This is a genomic window from Rhizobium sophorae (assembly GCF_013087515.1).
In the GTDB taxonomy this organism is placed as follows: Bacteria; Pseudomonadota; Alphaproteobacteria; order Rhizobiales; family Rhizobiaceae; genus Rhizobium; species Rhizobium sophorae.
This window is the reverse complement of sequence record NZ_JABFCN010000028.1, coordinates 106,252-121,177: the sequence shown is the minus strand read 5'-3', so window position 1 is coordinate 121,177 and position 14,926 is coordinate 106,252. Positions and strand designations below refer to the sequence as shown.

20 protein-coding genes are annotated in these 14,926 nt (G+C 61.3%); 8 read left to right on the top strand and 12 right to left on the bottom strand.

Annotation, left to right across the window (positions count from 1 at the left end; translation table 11 throughout):
• Positions 1 to 112 precede the first annotated feature (112 nt).
• Positions 113 to 325, bottom strand: a complete 213-nt coding sequence (locus G9X64_RS16285; protein ID WP_168312616.1) for a hypothetical protein — start codon at positions 323 to 325, stop codon at positions 113 to 115.
• Between the two features lie 350 nt (positions 326 to 675).
• On the opposite strand from G9X64_RS16285, the gene ftsZ reads away from it, so the two are divergent.
• Positions 676 to 1,695, top strand: a complete 1,020-nt coding sequence (gene ftsZ, locus G9X64_RS16280; RefSeq protein WP_171377002.1) for a cell division protein FtsZ — start codon at positions 676 to 678, stop codon at positions 1,693 to 1,695.
• Positions 1,696 to 1,900: 205 nt separating this feature from the next.
• Here ftsZ and G9X64_RS16275 read toward each other — a convergent pair whose 3' ends face one another.
• On the bottom strand, positions 1,901 to 3,439 hold the full coding sequence (locus tag G9X64_RS16275; protein WP_171376943.1) for a cadherin-like domain-containing protein: 1,539 nt from the start codon (positions 3,437 to 3,439) through the stop codon (positions 1,901 to 1,903).
• Positions 3,440 to 3,758: 319 nt separating this feature from the next.
• Between G9X64_RS16275 and G9X64_RS16270 the strand changes: the two genes are divergently transcribed.
• Positions 3,759 to 4,172, top strand: a complete 414-nt coding sequence (locus G9X64_RS16270) for a hypothetical protein (protein ID WP_168313923.1) — start codon at positions 3,759 to 3,761, stop codon at positions 4,170 to 4,172.
• A gap of 69 nt (positions 4,173 to 4,241) precedes the next feature.
• Here G9X64_RS16270 and G9X64_RS16265 read toward each other — a convergent pair whose 3' ends face one another.
• Positions 4,242 to 4,808 carry a hypothetical protein gene (locus G9X64_RS16265; RefSeq protein ID WP_246270969.1) on the bottom strand — a complete coding sequence of 189 codons (567 nt, stop codon included), beginning with the start codon at positions 4,806 to 4,808 and terminating at the stop codon, positions 4,242 to 4,244.
• 11 nt (positions 4,809 to 4,819) lie between these two features.
• Positions 4,820 to 5,644 (bottom strand): helix-turn-helix transcriptional regulator, encoded by an 825-nt coding sequence (locus G9X64_RS16260; protein ID WP_171376942.1) that lies wholly within the window; start codon positions 5,642 to 5,644, stop codon positions 4,820 to 4,822.
• Positions 5,645 to 5,734: 90 nt separating this feature from the next.
• Between G9X64_RS16260 and G9X64_RS16255 the strand changes: the two genes are divergently transcribed.
• Positions 5,735 to 6,625, top strand: coding sequence for an SDR family oxidoreductase (locus tag G9X64_RS16255; protein ID WP_168313925.1), 891 nt, complete (start codon positions 5,735 to 5,737; stop codon positions 6,623 to 6,625).
• A 77-nt stretch (positions 6,626 to 6,702) separates the two neighbouring features.
• Here G9X64_RS16255 and G9X64_RS16250 read toward each other — a convergent pair whose 3' ends face one another.
• Together G9X64_RS16250 and G9X64_RS16245 are read right to left on the bottom strand one after the other, a co-directional pair.
• Positions 6,703 to 6,909, bottom strand: a complete 207-nt coding sequence (locus G9X64_RS16250) for a hypothetical protein (protein WP_129420129.1) — start codon at positions 6,907 to 6,909, stop codon at positions 6,703 to 6,705.
• 1 nt (position 6,910) lies between these two features.
• Entirely contained in the window at positions 6,911 to 7,111 is a 201-nt protein-coding gene (locus G9X64_RS16245; RefSeq protein ID WP_168312621.1) for a hypothetical protein, read from the bottom strand.
• Positions 7,112 to 7,330: 219 nt separating this feature from the next.
• Between G9X64_RS16245 and G9X64_RS16240 the strand changes: the two genes are divergently transcribed.
• Together G9X64_RS16240 and G9X64_RS16235 are read left to right on the top strand one after the other, a co-directional pair.
• Positions 7,331 to 7,504 carry a hypothetical protein gene (locus G9X64_RS16240; protein WP_003540992.1) on the top strand — a complete coding sequence of 58 codons (174 nt, stop codon included), beginning with the start codon at positions 7,331 to 7,333 and terminating at the stop codon, positions 7,502 to 7,504.
• Between the two features lie 358 nt (positions 7,505 to 7,862).
• A complete protein-coding gene (locus tag G9X64_RS16235) occupies positions 7,863 to 8,795 on the top strand; it encodes a hypothetical protein (RefSeq protein ID WP_171376941.1) in 933 nt (310 codons plus the stop codon).
• Between the two features lie 61 nt (positions 8,796 to 8,856).
• Here G9X64_RS16235 and G9X64_RS16230 read toward each other — a convergent pair whose 3' ends face one another.
• From G9X64_RS16230 to G9X64_RS16210, 5 genes are all read right to left on the bottom strand, one after another.
• Complete coding sequence (locus G9X64_RS16230; RefSeq protein ID WP_171376940.1) at positions 8,857 to 9,300, bottom strand: SRPBCC family protein; 444 nt, start codon at positions 9,298 to 9,300, stop codon at positions 8,857 to 8,859.
• Positions 9,301 to 9,414: 114 nt separating this feature from the next.
• Complete coding sequence (locus G9X64_RS16225; protein WP_168313928.1) at positions 9,415 to 9,828, bottom strand: GFA family protein; 414 nt, start codon at positions 9,826 to 9,828, stop codon at positions 9,415 to 9,417.
• Positions 9,829 to 10,002: 174 nt separating this feature from the next.
• Positions 10,003 to 10,695: a type 1 glutamine amidotransferase domain-containing protein gene (locus G9X64_RS16220; RefSeq protein ID WP_003560610.1), complete on the bottom strand. Its 693-nt coding sequence runs from the start codon at positions 10,693 to 10,695 to the stop codon at positions 10,003 to 10,005.
• Positions 10,696 to 10,872: 177 nt separating this feature from the next.
• Positions 10,873 to 11,172, bottom strand: a complete 300-nt coding sequence (locus G9X64_RS16215; RefSeq protein ID WP_168312625.1) for a DUF6958 family protein — start codon at positions 11,170 to 11,172, stop codon at positions 10,873 to 10,875.
• Positions 11,165 to 11,704, bottom strand: coding sequence for a GFA family protein (locus G9X64_RS16210; RefSeq protein ID WP_171376939.1), 540 nt, complete (start codon positions 11,702 to 11,704; stop codon positions 11,165 to 11,167). Before G9X64_RS16210 ends, G9X64_RS16215 begins: the two co-directional genes overlap by 8 nt.
• A gap of 123 nt (positions 11,705 to 11,827) precedes the next feature.
• Here G9X64_RS16210 and G9X64_RS16205 point away from each other — a divergent pair, with 123 nt between their 5' ends.
• A complete protein-coding gene (locus G9X64_RS16205) occupies positions 11,828 to 12,496 on the top strand; it encodes a TetR/AcrR family transcriptional regulator (protein WP_168312627.1) in 669 nt (222 codons plus the stop codon).
• 226 nt (positions 12,497 to 12,722) lie between these two features.
• Positions 12,723 to 13,205: a DUF4168 domain-containing protein gene (locus tag G9X64_RS16200; RefSeq protein WP_171376938.1), complete on the top strand. Its 483-nt coding sequence runs from the start codon at positions 12,723 to 12,725 to the stop codon at positions 13,203 to 13,205.
• Between the two features lie 232 nt (positions 13,206 to 13,437).
• Here G9X64_RS16200 and G9X64_RS16195 read toward each other — a convergent pair whose 3' ends face one another.
• Positions 13,438 to 13,824: an ectoine synthase gene (locus G9X64_RS16195; RefSeq protein WP_171376937.1), complete on the bottom strand. Its 387-nt coding sequence runs from the start codon at positions 13,822 to 13,824 to the stop codon at positions 13,438 to 13,440.
• 130 nt (positions 13,825 to 13,954) lie between these two features.
• On the opposite strand from G9X64_RS16195, the gene G9X64_RS16190 reads away from it, so the two are divergent.
• Entirely contained in the window at positions 13,955 to 14,914 is a 960-nt protein-coding gene (locus G9X64_RS16190) for a LysR substrate-binding domain-containing protein (protein WP_376766399.1), read from the top strand.
• Positions 14,915 to 14,926 lie beyond the last annotated feature (12 nt).

Genomic DNA, 14,926 nt, shown 5'->3' with positions numbered 1-14,926 from the left:
CTCGTAGGGACGGATGCACACTCCGCCTACCGCACCGGCGCGTACTGCACAGCCGGCGCGTTCGATAGTGCCTCCCGGGAAATCGCCGCGGTCACCGGTCGTTGATTCGCGATCACCTGTCGTTGATCGTGGGAAGGTGTGTTTCGACCTCTACGCGGCGCCGCTCGTCCAGCGGCTCAATGTTCTTCTGCCAGAAAGCCTCGGCCTCCGGCGTGTCATCCTCCCAGTGGCGGATCTTGACGATATTATCATCGATCTTGGCCAGCCGTTTGCCGCCAAGCCGCAGATATTCATCCGCCAGTTCTTTCGATCGGGTCGTTTGCATGTCGTGCTCCTCCATAGGTGAACTGAAAGACCGATCGTCATTGCCGAGATAGGCCGGCTCTCCCGCGATCGGCGTCCCTGTTATCGGCGCTTGCGCACGTCTTTCAGTTAAACAGCACGGGTGCGATCCTGGTTCCAATTCATGGGCCAAAGCCGGTCCACGCATCCAGCTGAAGGAGTGGCCGCCACGGCGCCCTCCCTCAAAGCAGCACCAAGCCCCCGTCCTGATCTTGATCGCTCCCGCTGAGACGTCTTTCGCCTCGCCTCTGCCTTGTTGCTCGGGTATCCTAGCGCACGATTCGCCGTCCGCAAACGAGGGTGGGCATGAACGAAGCATCAAAGGAGAGCGCGATGACGGACGCCAAGAGCGGCATTTCTGGACTACGGCCGCATATTACAGTCATCGGCGTCGGCGGCGGTGGTGGCAATGCGATCAACAATATGATCGCGGAAAAGCTGGCAGGCGTCGAATTCGTCGCTGCGAACACCGACGCCCAGGTGCTGGCCACCTCCAAGGCGACGCGCCGCATCCAGCTTGGCGCGAATGTGACGGAGGGTCTCGGCGCCGGTTCGTTGCCCGAGGTCGGCCATGCGGCTGCCGAAGAGTCGCTCGATGAGATCATGGATCACCTGGCCGGCTCGCACATGTGCTTCGTCACCGCCGGCATGGGCGGTGGAACGGGCACGGGTGCTGCACCTGTCATCGCCCGCGCTGCGCGTGCCGCCGGCATCCTTACGGTCGGTGTCGTCACCAAGCCCTTTACCTTCGAAGGTAACCGCCGCATGCGGATGGCAGAAATCGGCATCGAGGCGCTTCGCCAGGCGGCCGATACGGTGATCGTCATTCCCAATCAAAATCTCTTCCGCATTGCTGATGCAAAAACGACGTTCGCCGATGCCTTCATGACGGCCGACCGTGTGCTCTATGCGGGCGTCGGCTGCATTACCGATCTCATCGTCAAGGAAGGCCTGATCAACCTCGATTTTGCCGACGTGAAGTCGGTCATGCAAGGTATGGGCCGCGCCATGATGGGCACTGGCGAAGCCTCCGGTGAAAGCCGCGCGATGAAGGCGGCGGAAGCGGCGATTGCCAACCCGCTTCTCGACGATATCTCGATGCGGGGCGCCAGGGGCGTGCTGATCTCGATTTCCGGTGGTTCGGATATGACGCTGTTCGAAGTGGACGAGGCGGCAAGCCGCATTCGTGACGAAGTGCAGGAAGACGCCGATATCGTCGTCGGCGCGATCTTCGACCGCAGCCTCGATGGCAAGTTCCGCGTCTCAGTGGTAGCGACCGGCCTTGAAGGCAGCCCGCTGCCCGCATCCGCGTCTCACGCCGCCGAGCAGGTTCAGACGCGCACGTTGCAGTAGCGCGGCTGCAATTTTCTGCTGATTTGTGTTTCCGAGGGCTCCGGCCGGTCAAACGCCCCGCCGTAAAGAGCGGGGCGGTGTCACCATTCGAGCGGTTAAGCCCCATTAGAGCGCCGTGCGTCCTTTCGGACGCACAAAGGACGCCAACTCTTTCGATCCTCGCGTCGTGCTTTCCGAAACCGATTCCGATTTTCGGGCCGATGCACTAGACGCACAGACTGTCCGAGATGTTGTGCACCACGGCGATTTCGTCGGTCATGCTGTTGGTGATGTAGAGATTATCCGCCGCCGCGTCATAGACCACGTTGGTGATCAAGTCGTCTCCCGGTATGGCGATGTTGACGTCAACCGCTGTCTTGACCCCGGTTTCGAAGTCGAAGGCCGTGCCGATATGCTCGCTGCTGGAGGAATCGCCGAAGAAGAACGTGCCGTTGACGGCAAAGCCGTATCCGAGCCCGCCCGCCGCGAAGGTCTTGGATTCGATCGGGCTCAGCGTTTCGGGATCGATTTTGGAGACCTGCCAGGTGGAATCATTGATGCGGCCGACGACGTAAATGCCGGTCGAATCCTGCATCGTATTGACGGCCGTGTATCCACCCCAGTCGAACGTACCCGCCCCATTCTCGCCGATGAGCCCGGGGATCGGGTCGCCCTGCTGATCGAGCGATCCGTCTGCGGCATCCCACTTTGCGAGATAGGTCTGATCGGGGAAAGGGCCTTCGCCTCTCACCTCGTTGGTTCTTCCGATGATCTCGCCGCCGCGGACCGAAAAATAGGTTCCGCCGATGTCATATTCGCCCTTGTCATAGTCGCCGAGAGAGATGGCGCCGCTGGCATGGTCGGCTTCGAATGCCGCGGCGTTGTCGTAAATGCTCACCATGGAATCGTCTGGAAAACCATGGCCGGATGCAACGTAATACTTGCCGGTTTGCGGATCGATCGCGACCCCCTGGAGCTCGTAATGGTCCAGGAAGGGGCGCACCACATCCGCCTGGGCCTCGACATGATTGGTGTTCAACGACTTCCCGTCCGTCACGCCGTCGACGGTCAGGGTGATCACGCCGGCATCCGCGTGACCGGCGCCGTCGGAGACCTTGTAATATTGGAGTTTCTCCGTGACATGCTCGCCGTCGTTGAGGTCCGCCTTCACGGCAGGATCGAGATCGTAGGTGAAGCTTCCATCGCCTGCGAAATGGAAGGTGCCGAATTTACCCGCCACGTCGGTCGTCTGCCCTTGCCCCTGACCGGCAGGAATGCTGGTGCCCTCGACCGAGCGCAGGAAGAGCGTGCCCGCCTCTCCCGGGTGATCATTGGCGAGCACGTTACGGGCCATCTCGCTTCCTTCGCGGAAGGAGAAGGCGTCGTCGACCGCGACCGGCGGGCTCGTGACCCCGTGAATATCGAGCGTGAAATGGCCGACATCGGTGTTGCCCGCGCCGTCGGAAATCTTGTAGCCAATCGTCTCCGTCAGCGTCATTCCCTCAACGAAGCCCGCCTTTGCAGCCTCGTTCAGCGTATAGGTGTAGGAGCCGTCGGCCTTGACGTGGAACCTGCCGTACTCACCCTCGATATCGGTGATCGCACCATCCTTCTTGGCAAGCACCCTCTCGCCGTCGAAAAAGTTGAGAAACATGTTGCCGGAGCCTCCGGCCAGATCATTATCCAGCAGATTGCCTGAGATCAGCTCATTCTCGGAAGCGCTAGTGACATCATCGACCGCCACAGGTTTTGCAAACACTGTCATTGGATATCTCCTTCAAGATCCATTCGCCTTGGTCTATCGGAAGGAAAGCAGCCGAGACCCGGGCAGGTCAATGAATTTTCTAGTAGGAGTAGCATTTTAGCTTTTCACAGCTTTGTCATGCGTGGAGCTTTTGCCCTACGAACTACTACCCTCGGCATGAGGGACGCGGGATCATGCCGCGTAGAGTTCAAGAGAGCCTCATCCTTGAGGCGCGGAAGCCGAAGGCTGAAGCCCGAAGGACGAGGCGGGCGCCTTCGCATTCCTGTTGACTCTACGAAAGTTCCAACTATCCATTCCATCAGAAAATAAGGATCAGAAATTGAAAAACCTATTTATTTTCATAATATTATCGGCGGCAACGATTCCGCTTGCGAGCTGCACGACCACCTCCGATGGCTTCCGCCAGCAGTCTCTCTCAATCACCGCCCGCAGCGGCGTCAGAACGCTGGTGGCCAAGAACTGGCACATCGACGACAACTGCCGCCATATCGACTACCCCGCCATGGATGTCGTCGAACGGCCCAAGCACGGCCGCCTTGAAATCGTCCACGAACCGCTCTTCCCCAAGCTCGACGGAAAGGCATCGAAATGCGAAACCACCAAGGTCAACGGCGTCGTCGGCTATTATACGGCCAACTCCGGCTACACCGGCAGCGACCGGCTCGTCATCCGTTCGCCCTATGAAGAAGGGAAAACGGAAGAAGGGGTGTTGAGCGTGAAGGTGGTCAAGTGAAAGGCCCTACGCGGTGCTGGCGGTCACGGCTCAGCACGGGCAAGGCAATCTCGATGGGTGCTTCGCCGCCTATTCTTGACCGTCCTTTGGACCCTTCGCATAGTCGCAGATCGACGTAAAATAGAGTGTCTGCCCTGCAAATTCGGTTTTCGACAACCCGAATTCGTAAACGGCGAATTTGTCGCTATGGTAGTAAAACGCCGCGGAGAGGAACTCCCCCAGACGCCCGCAGTCCCCCATGCCGGCGCCTGTATAGATCGATAGAGTTTTGCCCTTGAAGGTCCCCTTCAGAACCTTGTCGACCTCAAAGTCGCCACGCGTCAGCCGTGGCACCTCGCCTTCGGATCGCGGATCTGGAATCTCGACGCCGAAGGTCACCAGCTTCATACGGCCTTTCACGATCAAATCAGCTTCCGCAAATTTGTCCTTCGTGGACGACCGCCCGCAACTGCAGGCGGATGCCGCCGAAGCCGACAACACCATCAGGACCGACGCGGCGACCAAAGCCGCGGCATGATATGAATTCATTGAAATCCCCCATCCGCGCGGGTCAAATCTTGCGCGCGTCGATGCACAGAATGACGGCAGATTTGTCGGGATTGAGGCGATGAAGACCACTATATCATCGATCGGCAATTGCCCTGGCCTCAGCCCACCACCCCCCTGATCTTCGCCGCATCCTCTGCCGTCGCCGGATTGTACACCACCATGCTGAGATCGGGCCGTCCGTCCACCTGGAAGGCGGAATATTCGAAGGAGAGCAGGCCGAGCACGGGATGTTTTATGTGTTTAGCGCCCTCGCCGTGGGTGCGCACGTCGTTGTCGCGCCACATGGCGAGAAATTCCGGGCTCTTGTGGCAGAGTTCGTCGATCAGCGGCTCGACCTCAGCTGCCGCGCCGGCGCGGGCCGCGTCCACGCGGAAGGCGGCGACGACGAAGCGGGCGACACTTTCCCAGTCGTATTGTGCGGCGCGCACGCGCGGATCGAGAAAGATGAAGCGCAGCACGTTGCGCTCTTCCGGCGGCAGGGCGCCGTAATCGGTGAGCAGCACGGTCGCCGCCCGGTTCCAGCCGACCACGTCCCAGATCGCGGTGCGGATCAGCGCTGGGCACGGATCCAGCGCGTCGAGCACGCCCTGCAATCGCGGCGTGATTCCCTCCTCCTTGCGATAGCGCACCTCCGGCGGCCGGCCGAGGCCGATCAGGAAGAGATGTTCGCGCTCGATATCGGTCAGCATCAGGGCGCGGGCGATCCGGTCGAGCACGTCGGCCGATGGCGCGCCGCCGCGGCCCTGCTCCAGCCAGGTGTACCAGGTCGGGCTGATATTGGCGCGGCTCGCCACCTCCTCGCGGCGAAGCCCGGGCGTGCGGCGACGCTCAGCCGCAAAACCGAGGGCGGCGGGATCGAGCCTGGTGCGGCGGTCCTTGAGATAGGCGCCCAGCCGATTGCCCGAGGTGGTGAATGCGCTCATCCTATTAGCTTTTATACCATGATAAGGTCACTACTTTACCATGATATCAGCCCGTCCGATATCTGTCGCCCCAAATCAGGAGACATCGACATGCGCGTATTCGTCACTGGAGCGACCGGATGGGTCGGCTCGGCCGTCGTCAATGAATTGATCGCCGGCGGCCACCAGGTGCTTGGTCTTGCCCGCTCGGACAAGGGAGCGGCCGAACTGGCGGCATCAGGCGCAGAAGTCCAGCGCGGCACGCTCGACGACCTGGAGGGCTTGCAACGCGGCGCGACCGGGGCGGACGGCGTCATCCACACGGCCTTCAACCATGATTTCTCGAAATTCGCCGAAAACTGCGCCGCCGACCGGCGCGCCATCGAAGCGCTCGGCGAAGCGCTGCGCGGTTCCAGCCGTCCGCTGCTGGTGACGGCAGGCCTCGGCCACGCGCCGGGCCGCATCGGCACCGAGAAGGACCCGCCGATGCCTTCGACCGACACCTATCCCCGTGCCTCCGAAATCACAGCAGTATCGCTTGTCGCCCGCGGCGTGCGCGCCTCCACCGTCCGGCTCCCGCCCTCGGTGCACGGCCATGGCGACCACGGCTTCGTGCCGATCCTGATCGATACTGCCCGGCGGAAGGGCGTCTCCGCCTATATCGGCGACGGGGCCAATCGCTGGCCGGCCGTGCACAGGCTTGATGCCGCCCGCGTCTATCGCCTGGCGCTGGAGCGCGGCGCTGTCGGCGGTCCGTTCCTGGCGGTGGCGGAAGAAAGTGTGGCATTCCGGGAGATCGCGGAGCTCATCGCCCGGCGGCTCAACGTGCCGGCCGTCTCGCTGTCGCGGGAAGAGGCGGCAGAGCATTTCGGCTGGTTCGGAATGTTTGCAGGTTTCGACGTGCCGACCTCGAGCGCCCACACCCGCGCCCTCCTCGGCTGGCAGCCGGCAGAGCCCGGCCTGCTCGCCGATATCGACCACTCGGCCTATTTTGGTAGGTAGCAAGAGAGCCGTCCTGGGGCGCCCCTCGAAAGACGAGGCGGGCGCGCCGACATCAGCATGCCGCAAGTCGGGAGCACTCAGCGCATGCGCCCCTCGTTCATATCGGCCGGATCGTAGTTGATGTCCCAGTCCTTCCCCGCCTTCTTGCCCGGCGGGTTCTTGTTCACCGTGGCATCCTCCGAGCCGGTGATCACGGTCGGCTTGGCGCTGGCGACACCAGTGCTCTTCCTGTCGGCCTGGGATTTGGCAAACTGGCCCGCGGCGTCCTTTTTCGGATTGCCCATGTCACTCGCCTTTCTGCTTCAGCGCGTCGGAGATGTCGTTCATCTCGGGGTCGCTGTTGTTCTCGCCGTTGGCATCGCGGTTTTTGTCCGGATCGTCCTTGGGTTTGAGATAGCCGCGCGGGGTGTTTTCCTTCGGCCCTTCCCAGCGGGGGGATTGATCGGTGGTGCCGGGTGCGCCGTCCTTGGGGGTCGTCATGCCCATCTTCGTTTCTCCTTGTTGAGAAGGGAAAACCGGAAAGATCGCCAAGTGTTCCCGCCATTACCGGATCGAGGCAAGCGTGGCACAGCGGCGGCAGCAATGACGGCCAGGAATCTCATGCAGGAGGAACCGGCGGCCGGACGAAGGGTTCCCGGAAAATATGGAACGGTGTCGCCCGTGATCGGTTGTCCAGAGGTCGTGAACCTCGAAAAGGAGCCGAAAATGAGCAAGACCAACGTCCGTGAACTTCAGAAACGTGCCGAACGGCAGGTCAAGAACACCAGCGCCGGCGGCCATCTCGGCGGCACATATTTCGGGCAACAACCGGACGGAAAAACCGCATCGTCGACCAACAACGACAGCGCCAAGGCGCGGCCGAACGACGGAAGCAAATAAGCGCCGCAGGCGCGCCTCATCTTCTCCAAGCAAGAAACTCCTTTGCGCCCAGAAACCTGGGCGCATGACGTCGCGAAAGGGAAATGCCCCCATGATCAAAGGCCCATAAGCGACGGGAGCACATGCTTGGAAGCGGCTTTGCGTCCCGTCGGACGAGAATATGCGCGCGCGAACCGCCGCCGCCATGAGCGCCTTCAGAAGGCTCTGCGGCGCATAGAGCAATCCCAGCAAAGTCCTGTCACCATGCCCGCGTCGATCGATGCAGCCGCTATTGATCGGCGGCGCATCCGCGCTAGCTTCTGCTCGCGGCCGATCGGCCGCTGGGGATACGTTCGTTGGATGAAGACGGAGGGGCGACGTGGCATCCTATTCGATTGACGAGGCGATCCGGGAACTTGCCCCGGCTCTCGGCAAGGCGCCGGCCGGCGCGGTCAGCGGAGATTGGACCGCCACCACGATGCAGGCGGGGCATTCCTCCCGGACGGGCGGCTACCTCGATGCCGAGGGAAAGCATGTCCCGGAGGATTCCAGGCATCCGCTCGACATCATCGCCGATGTCGTCGAAAAGCTCGAAGCCTCAGAGGTGCCGCGTTTCAACAAGGTGGTGATCCGCTGGAAGAAGCCGAGATTTCCGTTCATGCAGGCGAAGATCACGCTCGAAACCAGTTATGACCAGACGATCGTGCCGCGCGGCCCCGACGACCCGATCTACGAGACCGCTGCCGCTGCGCGGCGCGTCTTCTGGCAGAGCCGCGGCACACTGCAGGAAGGCTTTGCCGTCGAGCGCGGAACGGCCAACATTCACGCCCAGACGAAATGGTTCGGCCCGCATCGCCGCATCCTCGCCATCCATGCGCCGGAAAAGCTGACACTTGCCACCGACGGGCTGTCGACCCCTTGGGCCGGCATATCCGAGCCGGAGAATGGCGTCGAATGCGAGCTCTTCATGGAATTCGACGCCGCGACACTGGATCCAGCCGGGATCGAAAACTGGGCGAACCTGCTGATCAACATCGGAGACCTCGTGGCAGACGGTTATCGTGTCGCCCGCGATGTCGAGAAGCACGGCGCCATCCTGTTCTGCCGGCTGACCGAGGATTACCACCCGATGACCCGCATCATGCTGAGCCGCGACGCCGGGCGCATCGACGGCCTGCCTTTCGGCTCCGTACCGCTGATCCGGGCAACGCCGATCGCCGAAACCGAAATCGAAGGGCAGGACCTTTCCGACGACTGGGGCGCCGCGGCCGCCAGCAACGCCCTCGCCAAACGCGGCATGGGGATTGATTGATGGCGCCGATCCGGGCGCCAATGCCGGGCGATTATCGCCCGGCATTGGCGCGGTCCTCACGCTATTCCTGGATGTCGGGTTCGACGACCCTGGCGAGGTTTTGCAGTGACTCCTGCCAGCCGAGATAACAAGCCTCGGGCGGAATCACGTCAGGCACGCCTGCCTGGATGATGTCCACCTCGGTGCCGACCGAAACCTTCTTCAACGTCACAGTGACTTCCATTTCGCCCGGCAGGTTGGGGTCATCGAACCTGTCGGTGTAGCGCAGACGCTCGCCGGGGACGAGCTCGAGATATTCGCCGCCGAAGGCGTGGCTATTGCCCGTCGTAAAGTTGCGGAAGGACATTCTGAACGTGCCGCCGACGACCGGCTCCGAATGATGCACGGTGCAGAGGAAGCCGTTCGGCGGAAGCCACTTGGCAAGCGCGTCCGCCTCCAGGAATGCGCGGTAGACTTTCTCCGGGCTGGTCGCCAGAACGCGGTGCAGGCGTATGGTACTCGGCATGGTCGTGATCCTTTTTTGATTTACGGAATGGACGAACCTAGGACGGGCGTGGCTTGGCCGATCCGACACCGGATCGAATTTTTCTTCAAGAAAAATTGCTCGGGCTATGGCGGCTCAGCCGGGCATGCCATCGAACTGCGGAACATCGAGCGGCCTTGCCCAGGCGAGCCGCCGCTTGGTGAACATCTCGACCCCCGGCTTGATCAGGTCGGGCCGGTCCAGGCTGCCGACCGTCACGAAGACGAGGCCGGGGAAGCTCTCCAGGTTGCTGCTGAACAATCGGGCGCCGCAATCGGGGCAAAAGTTGCGGTCGAGGCCCTTGCCTGAATCGGCGATGTAATGAAACGCCTTCGGGCTGCCGCCGATCACGGTGAAGTCATCCTGAGGTACAGCGAAGAACGTCGCGGCCTCGCCGCCCGTCGCCCTCTTGCAGTCCAGGCAATGGCAGTTGGCGATGAAGTTCGGGTCCGTGTCGAAGGCAAATCTCACTGCGCCGCAAGCGCATTGTCCCGTATATTTCCCCGTCATGTCAGGCGCCTCTCGTGTTCGAACTTTTGCGATTGGCTCTCCACGGCCCTAGATCGCCGAGCGTCCTTTCGGGACGCACAAGGACGCTCTACTCTTTGAATCGACACGTGGGCACGAGCCGAATGAGGAAATCTCGCCTCCCCGTGGTGGCCATCGTGCCCAGGGCTGAAGCCCTTAAGCCGCGGCCTGCTTTCTCAAGGCGTCGAGCAGCGTCCGGGCACCCTGTTTTGACGAAGCGGGGTTTTGGCCGGTGATCAGCAGGCCATCCTGGACGACATGCACACCCCAATCGGCCGTCTTCGAAAACTTTGCACCCTGCTCCTTCAGCACGTCCTCAAGCAGATAGGGAACGACCTCGACGAGGTGCATGGCTTCTTCTTCGGAATCGGTGAATCCCGTGACGGCACGGCCCTTGGCGATGGGCTTTCCATCCGGTGCCTTCACATTCGTCAGGATTCCCGGTGCGTGGCAAACGAGCGCCACGGGTTTTCCCGCCGCAAGCATATCCTCGATGAGCGACAGCGCATTGCGGTCGTTCGTCAGATCCCAAAGCGGGCCGTGCCCGCCGGGGAAGAACACGCTGTCATAGTCCGCCTGCTTGATGTCGGACAGCCTCAGGGTGTTGGCGAGAGCAGCGGTTGCCGCCTGGTCTCGCTCGAACCGTCGCGTGTCTTCCGTCTGGAATGCCGGTTCGTTGCTTTTCGGATCGAGTGGAGGCTGGCCGCCCTTTGGCGAAGCGAGCGTGATGTCGACCCCGGCGCCACGGAAAACAAAGTAAGGGGCCGCGAGCTCCTCGAGCCAAAAGCCCGTCTTCCTGCCGGTGTTTCCCAGTTGATCATGCGATGTGAGAACCATGAGAATTTTCATTGCTCAGCTCCTTCAAAGCCGGCCGGCGGACAACGCCGTCGGCGCCCGGTTTTACGGTGATTACTGCCTGCAGATCTCATGCTGAACTGGGCAAATCATAGATCGCTCGCCCCCGCGACACAAGCTCTCCTTGCGCGGCAGCGACCGACCCGCCAGCTTCTAGCCCAGGGAAACGTCTCAAGGGCATTTGAAAAGCCTCACCGGCTTTCGCGGTCCGCGCTGGATGATGCCCTTGGCCTCCAGGTCCAGCTGAACGGCCTTCAACCACCATCCGGCCTTGGCGCCGCCGGGGAATTCGACCTCGGAGAGGTGCGGCAGGATGGCGATATTTGCCTCTGCCACGGTCAGTCCAGGTGCCTGCGCGGGCAATGCGGCCAGCAGAGCGTGGCGCATTGCCATGTATTTCGCCTTGTTGACCCGCTCCGTATGATGCGGCGAGGTTATGCTTTCAATGAGGATTTTTTCGTCATCAGGCATCGATAGCTCCTTTGATGGCGATGTCGGGGGCTTTGAAACCCATCGCAATCCACGCGGTGAGAAGCCTGCCATAGAAGCCGGCCGTCGCCAGTGCGCCGGAGGGAACATCATCAGGCACGCTCGCGCGATCGGGCGCATCCTGGGTCATCGTGCGCAATTGCAGACGTGGAAGCTCGTCCTGCTTCCAGAGATTGCCGTAAAGGCTAAGCCAGTGACCGCCCTTGAACTCCAGAAAAATGGGCGTGTTGCAGCAGGATGCCAGGACGCGCCGCGTTGACGCATTGGGTCCGAGGCGGAATTCCCGCAGGTTTTCGGTTCCGGCCAAAAGGCTAACCCGATCCTTGCGATAGAGCACGTAGCGCGTACCGCCATGGATCGTCCGGATCGCCTCCGGCATAGAAAGCGTCTCCAGCCTTCCGGCCGCGTCACTGCAGCTCCTGCAGTGGCATTCCGCGCAGATGATCGGGGCGCCGCGCACCTCGAGGTGAAAGGTTCCGCAGGCACACGTCAGATGGGTTGTCTTGTTGTTCATGACATCGCTCGCTGTTGAGGATCGCTAAATAGCCGCAAAATCAAACTAGACCGTTTAGTTCCGTTATAAGAACTAGACGGTTCAGTTTGATCATGTCAAGTAGGGTTGGAGCGGAGATCGAGAATGTTGATACCGGGTATGGAAGCCGACCTGGCCCAGGGGCGAGCCGGCACTCGTTCGGAGCGCAAACAGGCGGCGATCGTCGGTGCCGCGGCCGAAGTCTTTCTGAGCACCGGTTATGCCGGAGCCAGCATGGACGAAATCGCCAGCCGGTCCGGCGTGTCCAAGCAGACGGTCTACAAGCACTTCTCCAGTAAGGAGGCGCTGTTCGTCGCGGTGCTCACCCAGATGATGGGAGAGGCAGATACCGCCGTTCACACCGGCCTCCCCCAGGTGGAGAACCGCGCTCAGCTGGAAGCCTATCTCCTCGACTACGCCGTCCGCCAGCTCACCATCGTCCTGACGCCCGGACTGATGCAATTGCGCCGGCTCGTGATCGCGGAGGCGCAACGTTTCCCGGAACTCGCCAAGCTGCTTTACGCGCGAGGCCCTGCACGGGCGCTTGAGGTCATGGGCAGCGCTTTCGAACAGCTAGCCGGCATGAATCTGCTGCAGTTCTCCGATGCAGCGGTAGCCGCATCACAGTTCAACTGGCTGGTGATGGCCGACCCCGTCAATCGGGTCATGATGCTGGGCAATGCGGCCATTCCGACGAAGCAGGAGATTCACCGCCACGCCGAGGCGGCCGTCGCCACCTTCCTGGCGGCATTTCTGCATCCAGATCAGCGATGAACGCCGCCGAAGGCCCGGTCATCACAGCGGCAGTGACTGCAATTTTCCGCACGTGCCAACAGGTCGGAGGTCACAAAGCCGCCGCTCAATCGTCAGCAAATCGCCTCGTTACCGCCGCACCGTGCCCTCTTAAAGGTTCCATCGTCGCGACCTCGCCCGGCCTTTGAGTGGCTGAGCGATCGACCGAGGCGGTCTTGCTGCCAATCAATCATGCACTTGAAGAGGAATGAATATGATCACTCGTTACACATCTGTCGCAGCATTGAGCGCAGCAGTCTTCAGTCTGCTTGCTTTCAGCCCGGCATCCGCTGTCGACATGGCCCAGGCGCAACAGCAGCCGGCACAGGCGCAGCCGCCGGCGCAAGGCCAGACGCCGATGCAGGGACAGCCCGGCGGCAACGGTGCGACGGCCCCCGTCAGCGATCAGAAAATCGAAGCCTTCGCCGTTGCCTATCTGCAGGTCGACAAGGTGAGACAGGAATATTCGGCCAAGATCGGCGCGACCAAGGACGAGGCTGCCAAGCAACAACTGCAGGAGGAGGCCAAGAAGCAGATGGTCGATACCGTCCAAGCCTCTCCCGACATCTCCGTCGAAGAATACTCGTCGATACTGACGGCGGCGCAGAGCGACCCGGCTCTGGCCAAGAAGGTTCTGGAAAAGATCGGCGCGCCGCCGCCGGGCCAGCAACAACAGCAGCCGCAGCAATAGGCTGCGCGCAGCGCACCACCAATAGGCAGCGGACGTCCTTCCGTTCGCGCCGGCAGCAGTGCCCGCCATTTGCCGGGCTCTGCGTTCCACCCAAAAAGTCGACGAAATGATCGGCTAGAACAGGATGATTTTAGGCCGGGTCGGCCTAAAATCTGAATCCTGTTCTACATTATATAGTTAGAGCATGATGTCGTCCGAAAACCGCTCACACTTTTCGGCATCATGCTCTGGTTCAGTATTGCGACCCGCTCTTGTTGTTCAGGTCGTGCCGTTCGGTGCCCGTCAGCGGCGGGTTGAAGATGCTGACGAGAATGAGATCCTGATCCTTGCCGCCGCGCAGATAATGGCGGTCGTGCTTGTCCAGCACATAGATATCACCGGTGCGGATCGGAAAGACGTTGCCGTCCATATCCTCCACTTCGCCCTCGCCCTTAATGCAATAGCAGGCCTCCAGGTGATTGCGGTACTCAAGCAGGGCTTCGCTATTGGCGCGAACGACGGTATGGCACACCGTAAAACCCATGCCGTCGTCTTTGGTCAGCAGGCGGTGGCTCGTGCCATTGCCCCAGTCGACGAAACGCTCGGTGAGCTCCACCTCCTTCAGATTTCTGACGAACATAGCCTGTTTTCCTGATAAATTATTGAAGATGTAGCGATGATTCATTTTTATCGCTCATGGCAATTAGCTATTGAAATAGCTGGAATTTTCAAATGATGATTCTTGCGTCATCTGTGAGGAAATTTTACAAATGCGATTGCCGCCGTTGAACGCCCTGCGCGCCTTCGAAGCCACGGCCCGCCTGATGAGCCTTTCGAAAGCGGGCGACGAGTTGCACGTCACTCATGCGGCGATCAGCCATCAGATCAAGCATCTGGAGACTTGGCTCGGCCGCAAGCTGTTGCAGAAATCGGGCCGCGGCGTTGCGCTGACCGCAGCCGGCAGCGAATATTACCGGGCCGTCTCCGGCTCGCTGGCGGCGATTGCACATGCGACCGGCAATATGCGGCGCGATCACGACATGCGGGCCATCACTGTCGGCTGCATTCCTTCGATCGCATCGCGCTGGCTCGTCCCGGCCCTGCCCTCCTTCCACGAAATCGCCCCCGATCTCGACGTCAGGATCGTCTATGCCCGCGCCGAAGAGCGCTTCGACGACGAGAGCCTGGACGTGCTGATCACCATGGGCGAGGATCTGAGCGGCGGCAGGGAAAGCCGCCTGCTCTTCTCCCGCCGCAACCAGCCTGTCGCCAGCCGCCATTACCTTGCCAAACGCAACTGGACGATCGACGACGTCTCGCTCGGCGGCGCCGATCTGCTGCACGACGAATCCGTCGACGGCTGGAAGGAATGGTTCCGCAAGGCCGGCCAGAAAGCGCCGGAGCTGCTCCGCGGCCCGATATTCCAGGATTTCAATATGCTGGCGACGGCCGCGATCGCCGGCCACGGCGTGGCGCTCTGCCCCGTCGAAGTGTTCCGCCGCGAGATCGAACGCGGCGACCTGCTGGTGCTTTCCGATATCGCGACGGCAGAAAACCAGGGCTATTACGTCATATCGAACAGCTGGGCGAAAACGCCGGTGCACCGCTTTATCGACTGGTTCATGACCGAGTGCGGCCCCCCCGTGTGTGATCCCATGCCGCAACCCATCGCAGGGTCGCCGTTGAATCGATGGATGAAAATGGGTCGCGGTCATAAAGACATGGCATAAGCCCATCCGAGC

Bases quoted from the DNA above. Each gene is read 5' to 3' on its own strand.
- G9X64_RS16285 (WP_168312616.1), bottom strand. From the start codon at position 325: ATGCAAACGACCCGATCGAAAGAACTGGCGGATGAATATCTGCGGCTT.
- ftsZ (WP_171377002.1), top strand. From the start codon at position 676: ATGACGGACGCCAAGAGCGGCATTTCTGGACTACGGCCGCATATTACA.
- G9X64_RS16275 (WP_171376943.1), bottom strand. From the start codon at position 3,439: ATGACAGTGTTTGCAAAACCTGTGGCGGTCGATGATGTCACTAGCGCT.
- G9X64_RS16260 (WP_171376942.1), bottom strand. From the start codon at position 5,644: ATGAGCGCATTCACCACCTCGGGCAATCGGCTGGGCGCCTATCTCAAG.
- G9X64_RS16255 (WP_168313925.1), top strand. From the start codon at position 5,735: ATGCGCGTATTCGTCACTGGAGCGACCGGATGGGTCGGCTCGGCCGTC.
- G9X64_RS16250 (WP_129420129.1), bottom strand. From the start codon at position 6,909: ATGGGCAATCCGAAAAAGGACGCCGCGGGCCAGTTTGCCAAATCCCAG.
- G9X64_RS16245 (WP_168312621.1), bottom strand. From the start codon at position 7,111: ATGGGCATGACGACCCCCAAGGACGGCGCACCCGGCACCACCGATCAA.
- G9X64_RS16240 (WP_003540992.1), top strand. From the start codon at position 7,331: ATGAGCAAGACCAACGTCCGTGAACTTCAGAAACGTGCCGAACGGCAG.
- G9X64_RS16230 (WP_171376940.1), bottom strand. From the start codon at position 9,300: ATGCCGAGTACCATACGCCTGCACCGCGTTCTGGCGACCAGCCCGGAG.
- G9X64_RS16225 (WP_168313928.1), bottom strand. From the start codon at position 9,828: ATGACGGGGAAATATACGGGACAATGCGCTTGCGGCGCAGTGAGATTT.
- G9X64_RS16220 (WP_003560610.1), bottom strand. From the start codon at position 10,695: ATGAAAATTCTCATGGTTCTCACATCGCATGATCAACTGGGAAACACC.
- G9X64_RS16215 (WP_168312625.1), bottom strand. From the start codon at position 11,172: ATGCCTGATGACGAAAAAATCCTCATTGAAAGCATAACCTCGCCGCAT.
- G9X64_RS16210 (WP_171376939.1), bottom strand. From the start codon at position 11,704: ATGAACAACAAGACAACCCATCTGACGTGTGCCTGCGGAACCTTTCAC.
- G9X64_RS16205 (WP_168312627.1), top strand. From the start codon at position 11,828: ATGTTGATACCGGGTATGGAAGCCGACCTGGCCCAGGGGCGAGCCGGC.
- G9X64_RS16200 (WP_171376938.1), top strand. From the start codon at position 12,723: ATGAATATGATCACTCGTTACACATCTGTCGCAGCATTGAGCGCAGCA.
- G9X64_RS16195 (WP_171376937.1), bottom strand. From the start codon at position 13,824: ATGTTCGTCAGAAATCTGAAGGAGGTGGAGCTCACCGAGCGTTTCGTC.
- G9X64_RS16190 (WP_376766399.1), top strand. From the start codon at position 13,955: ATGCGATTGCCGCCGTTGAACGCCCTGCGCGCCTTCGAAGCCACGGCC.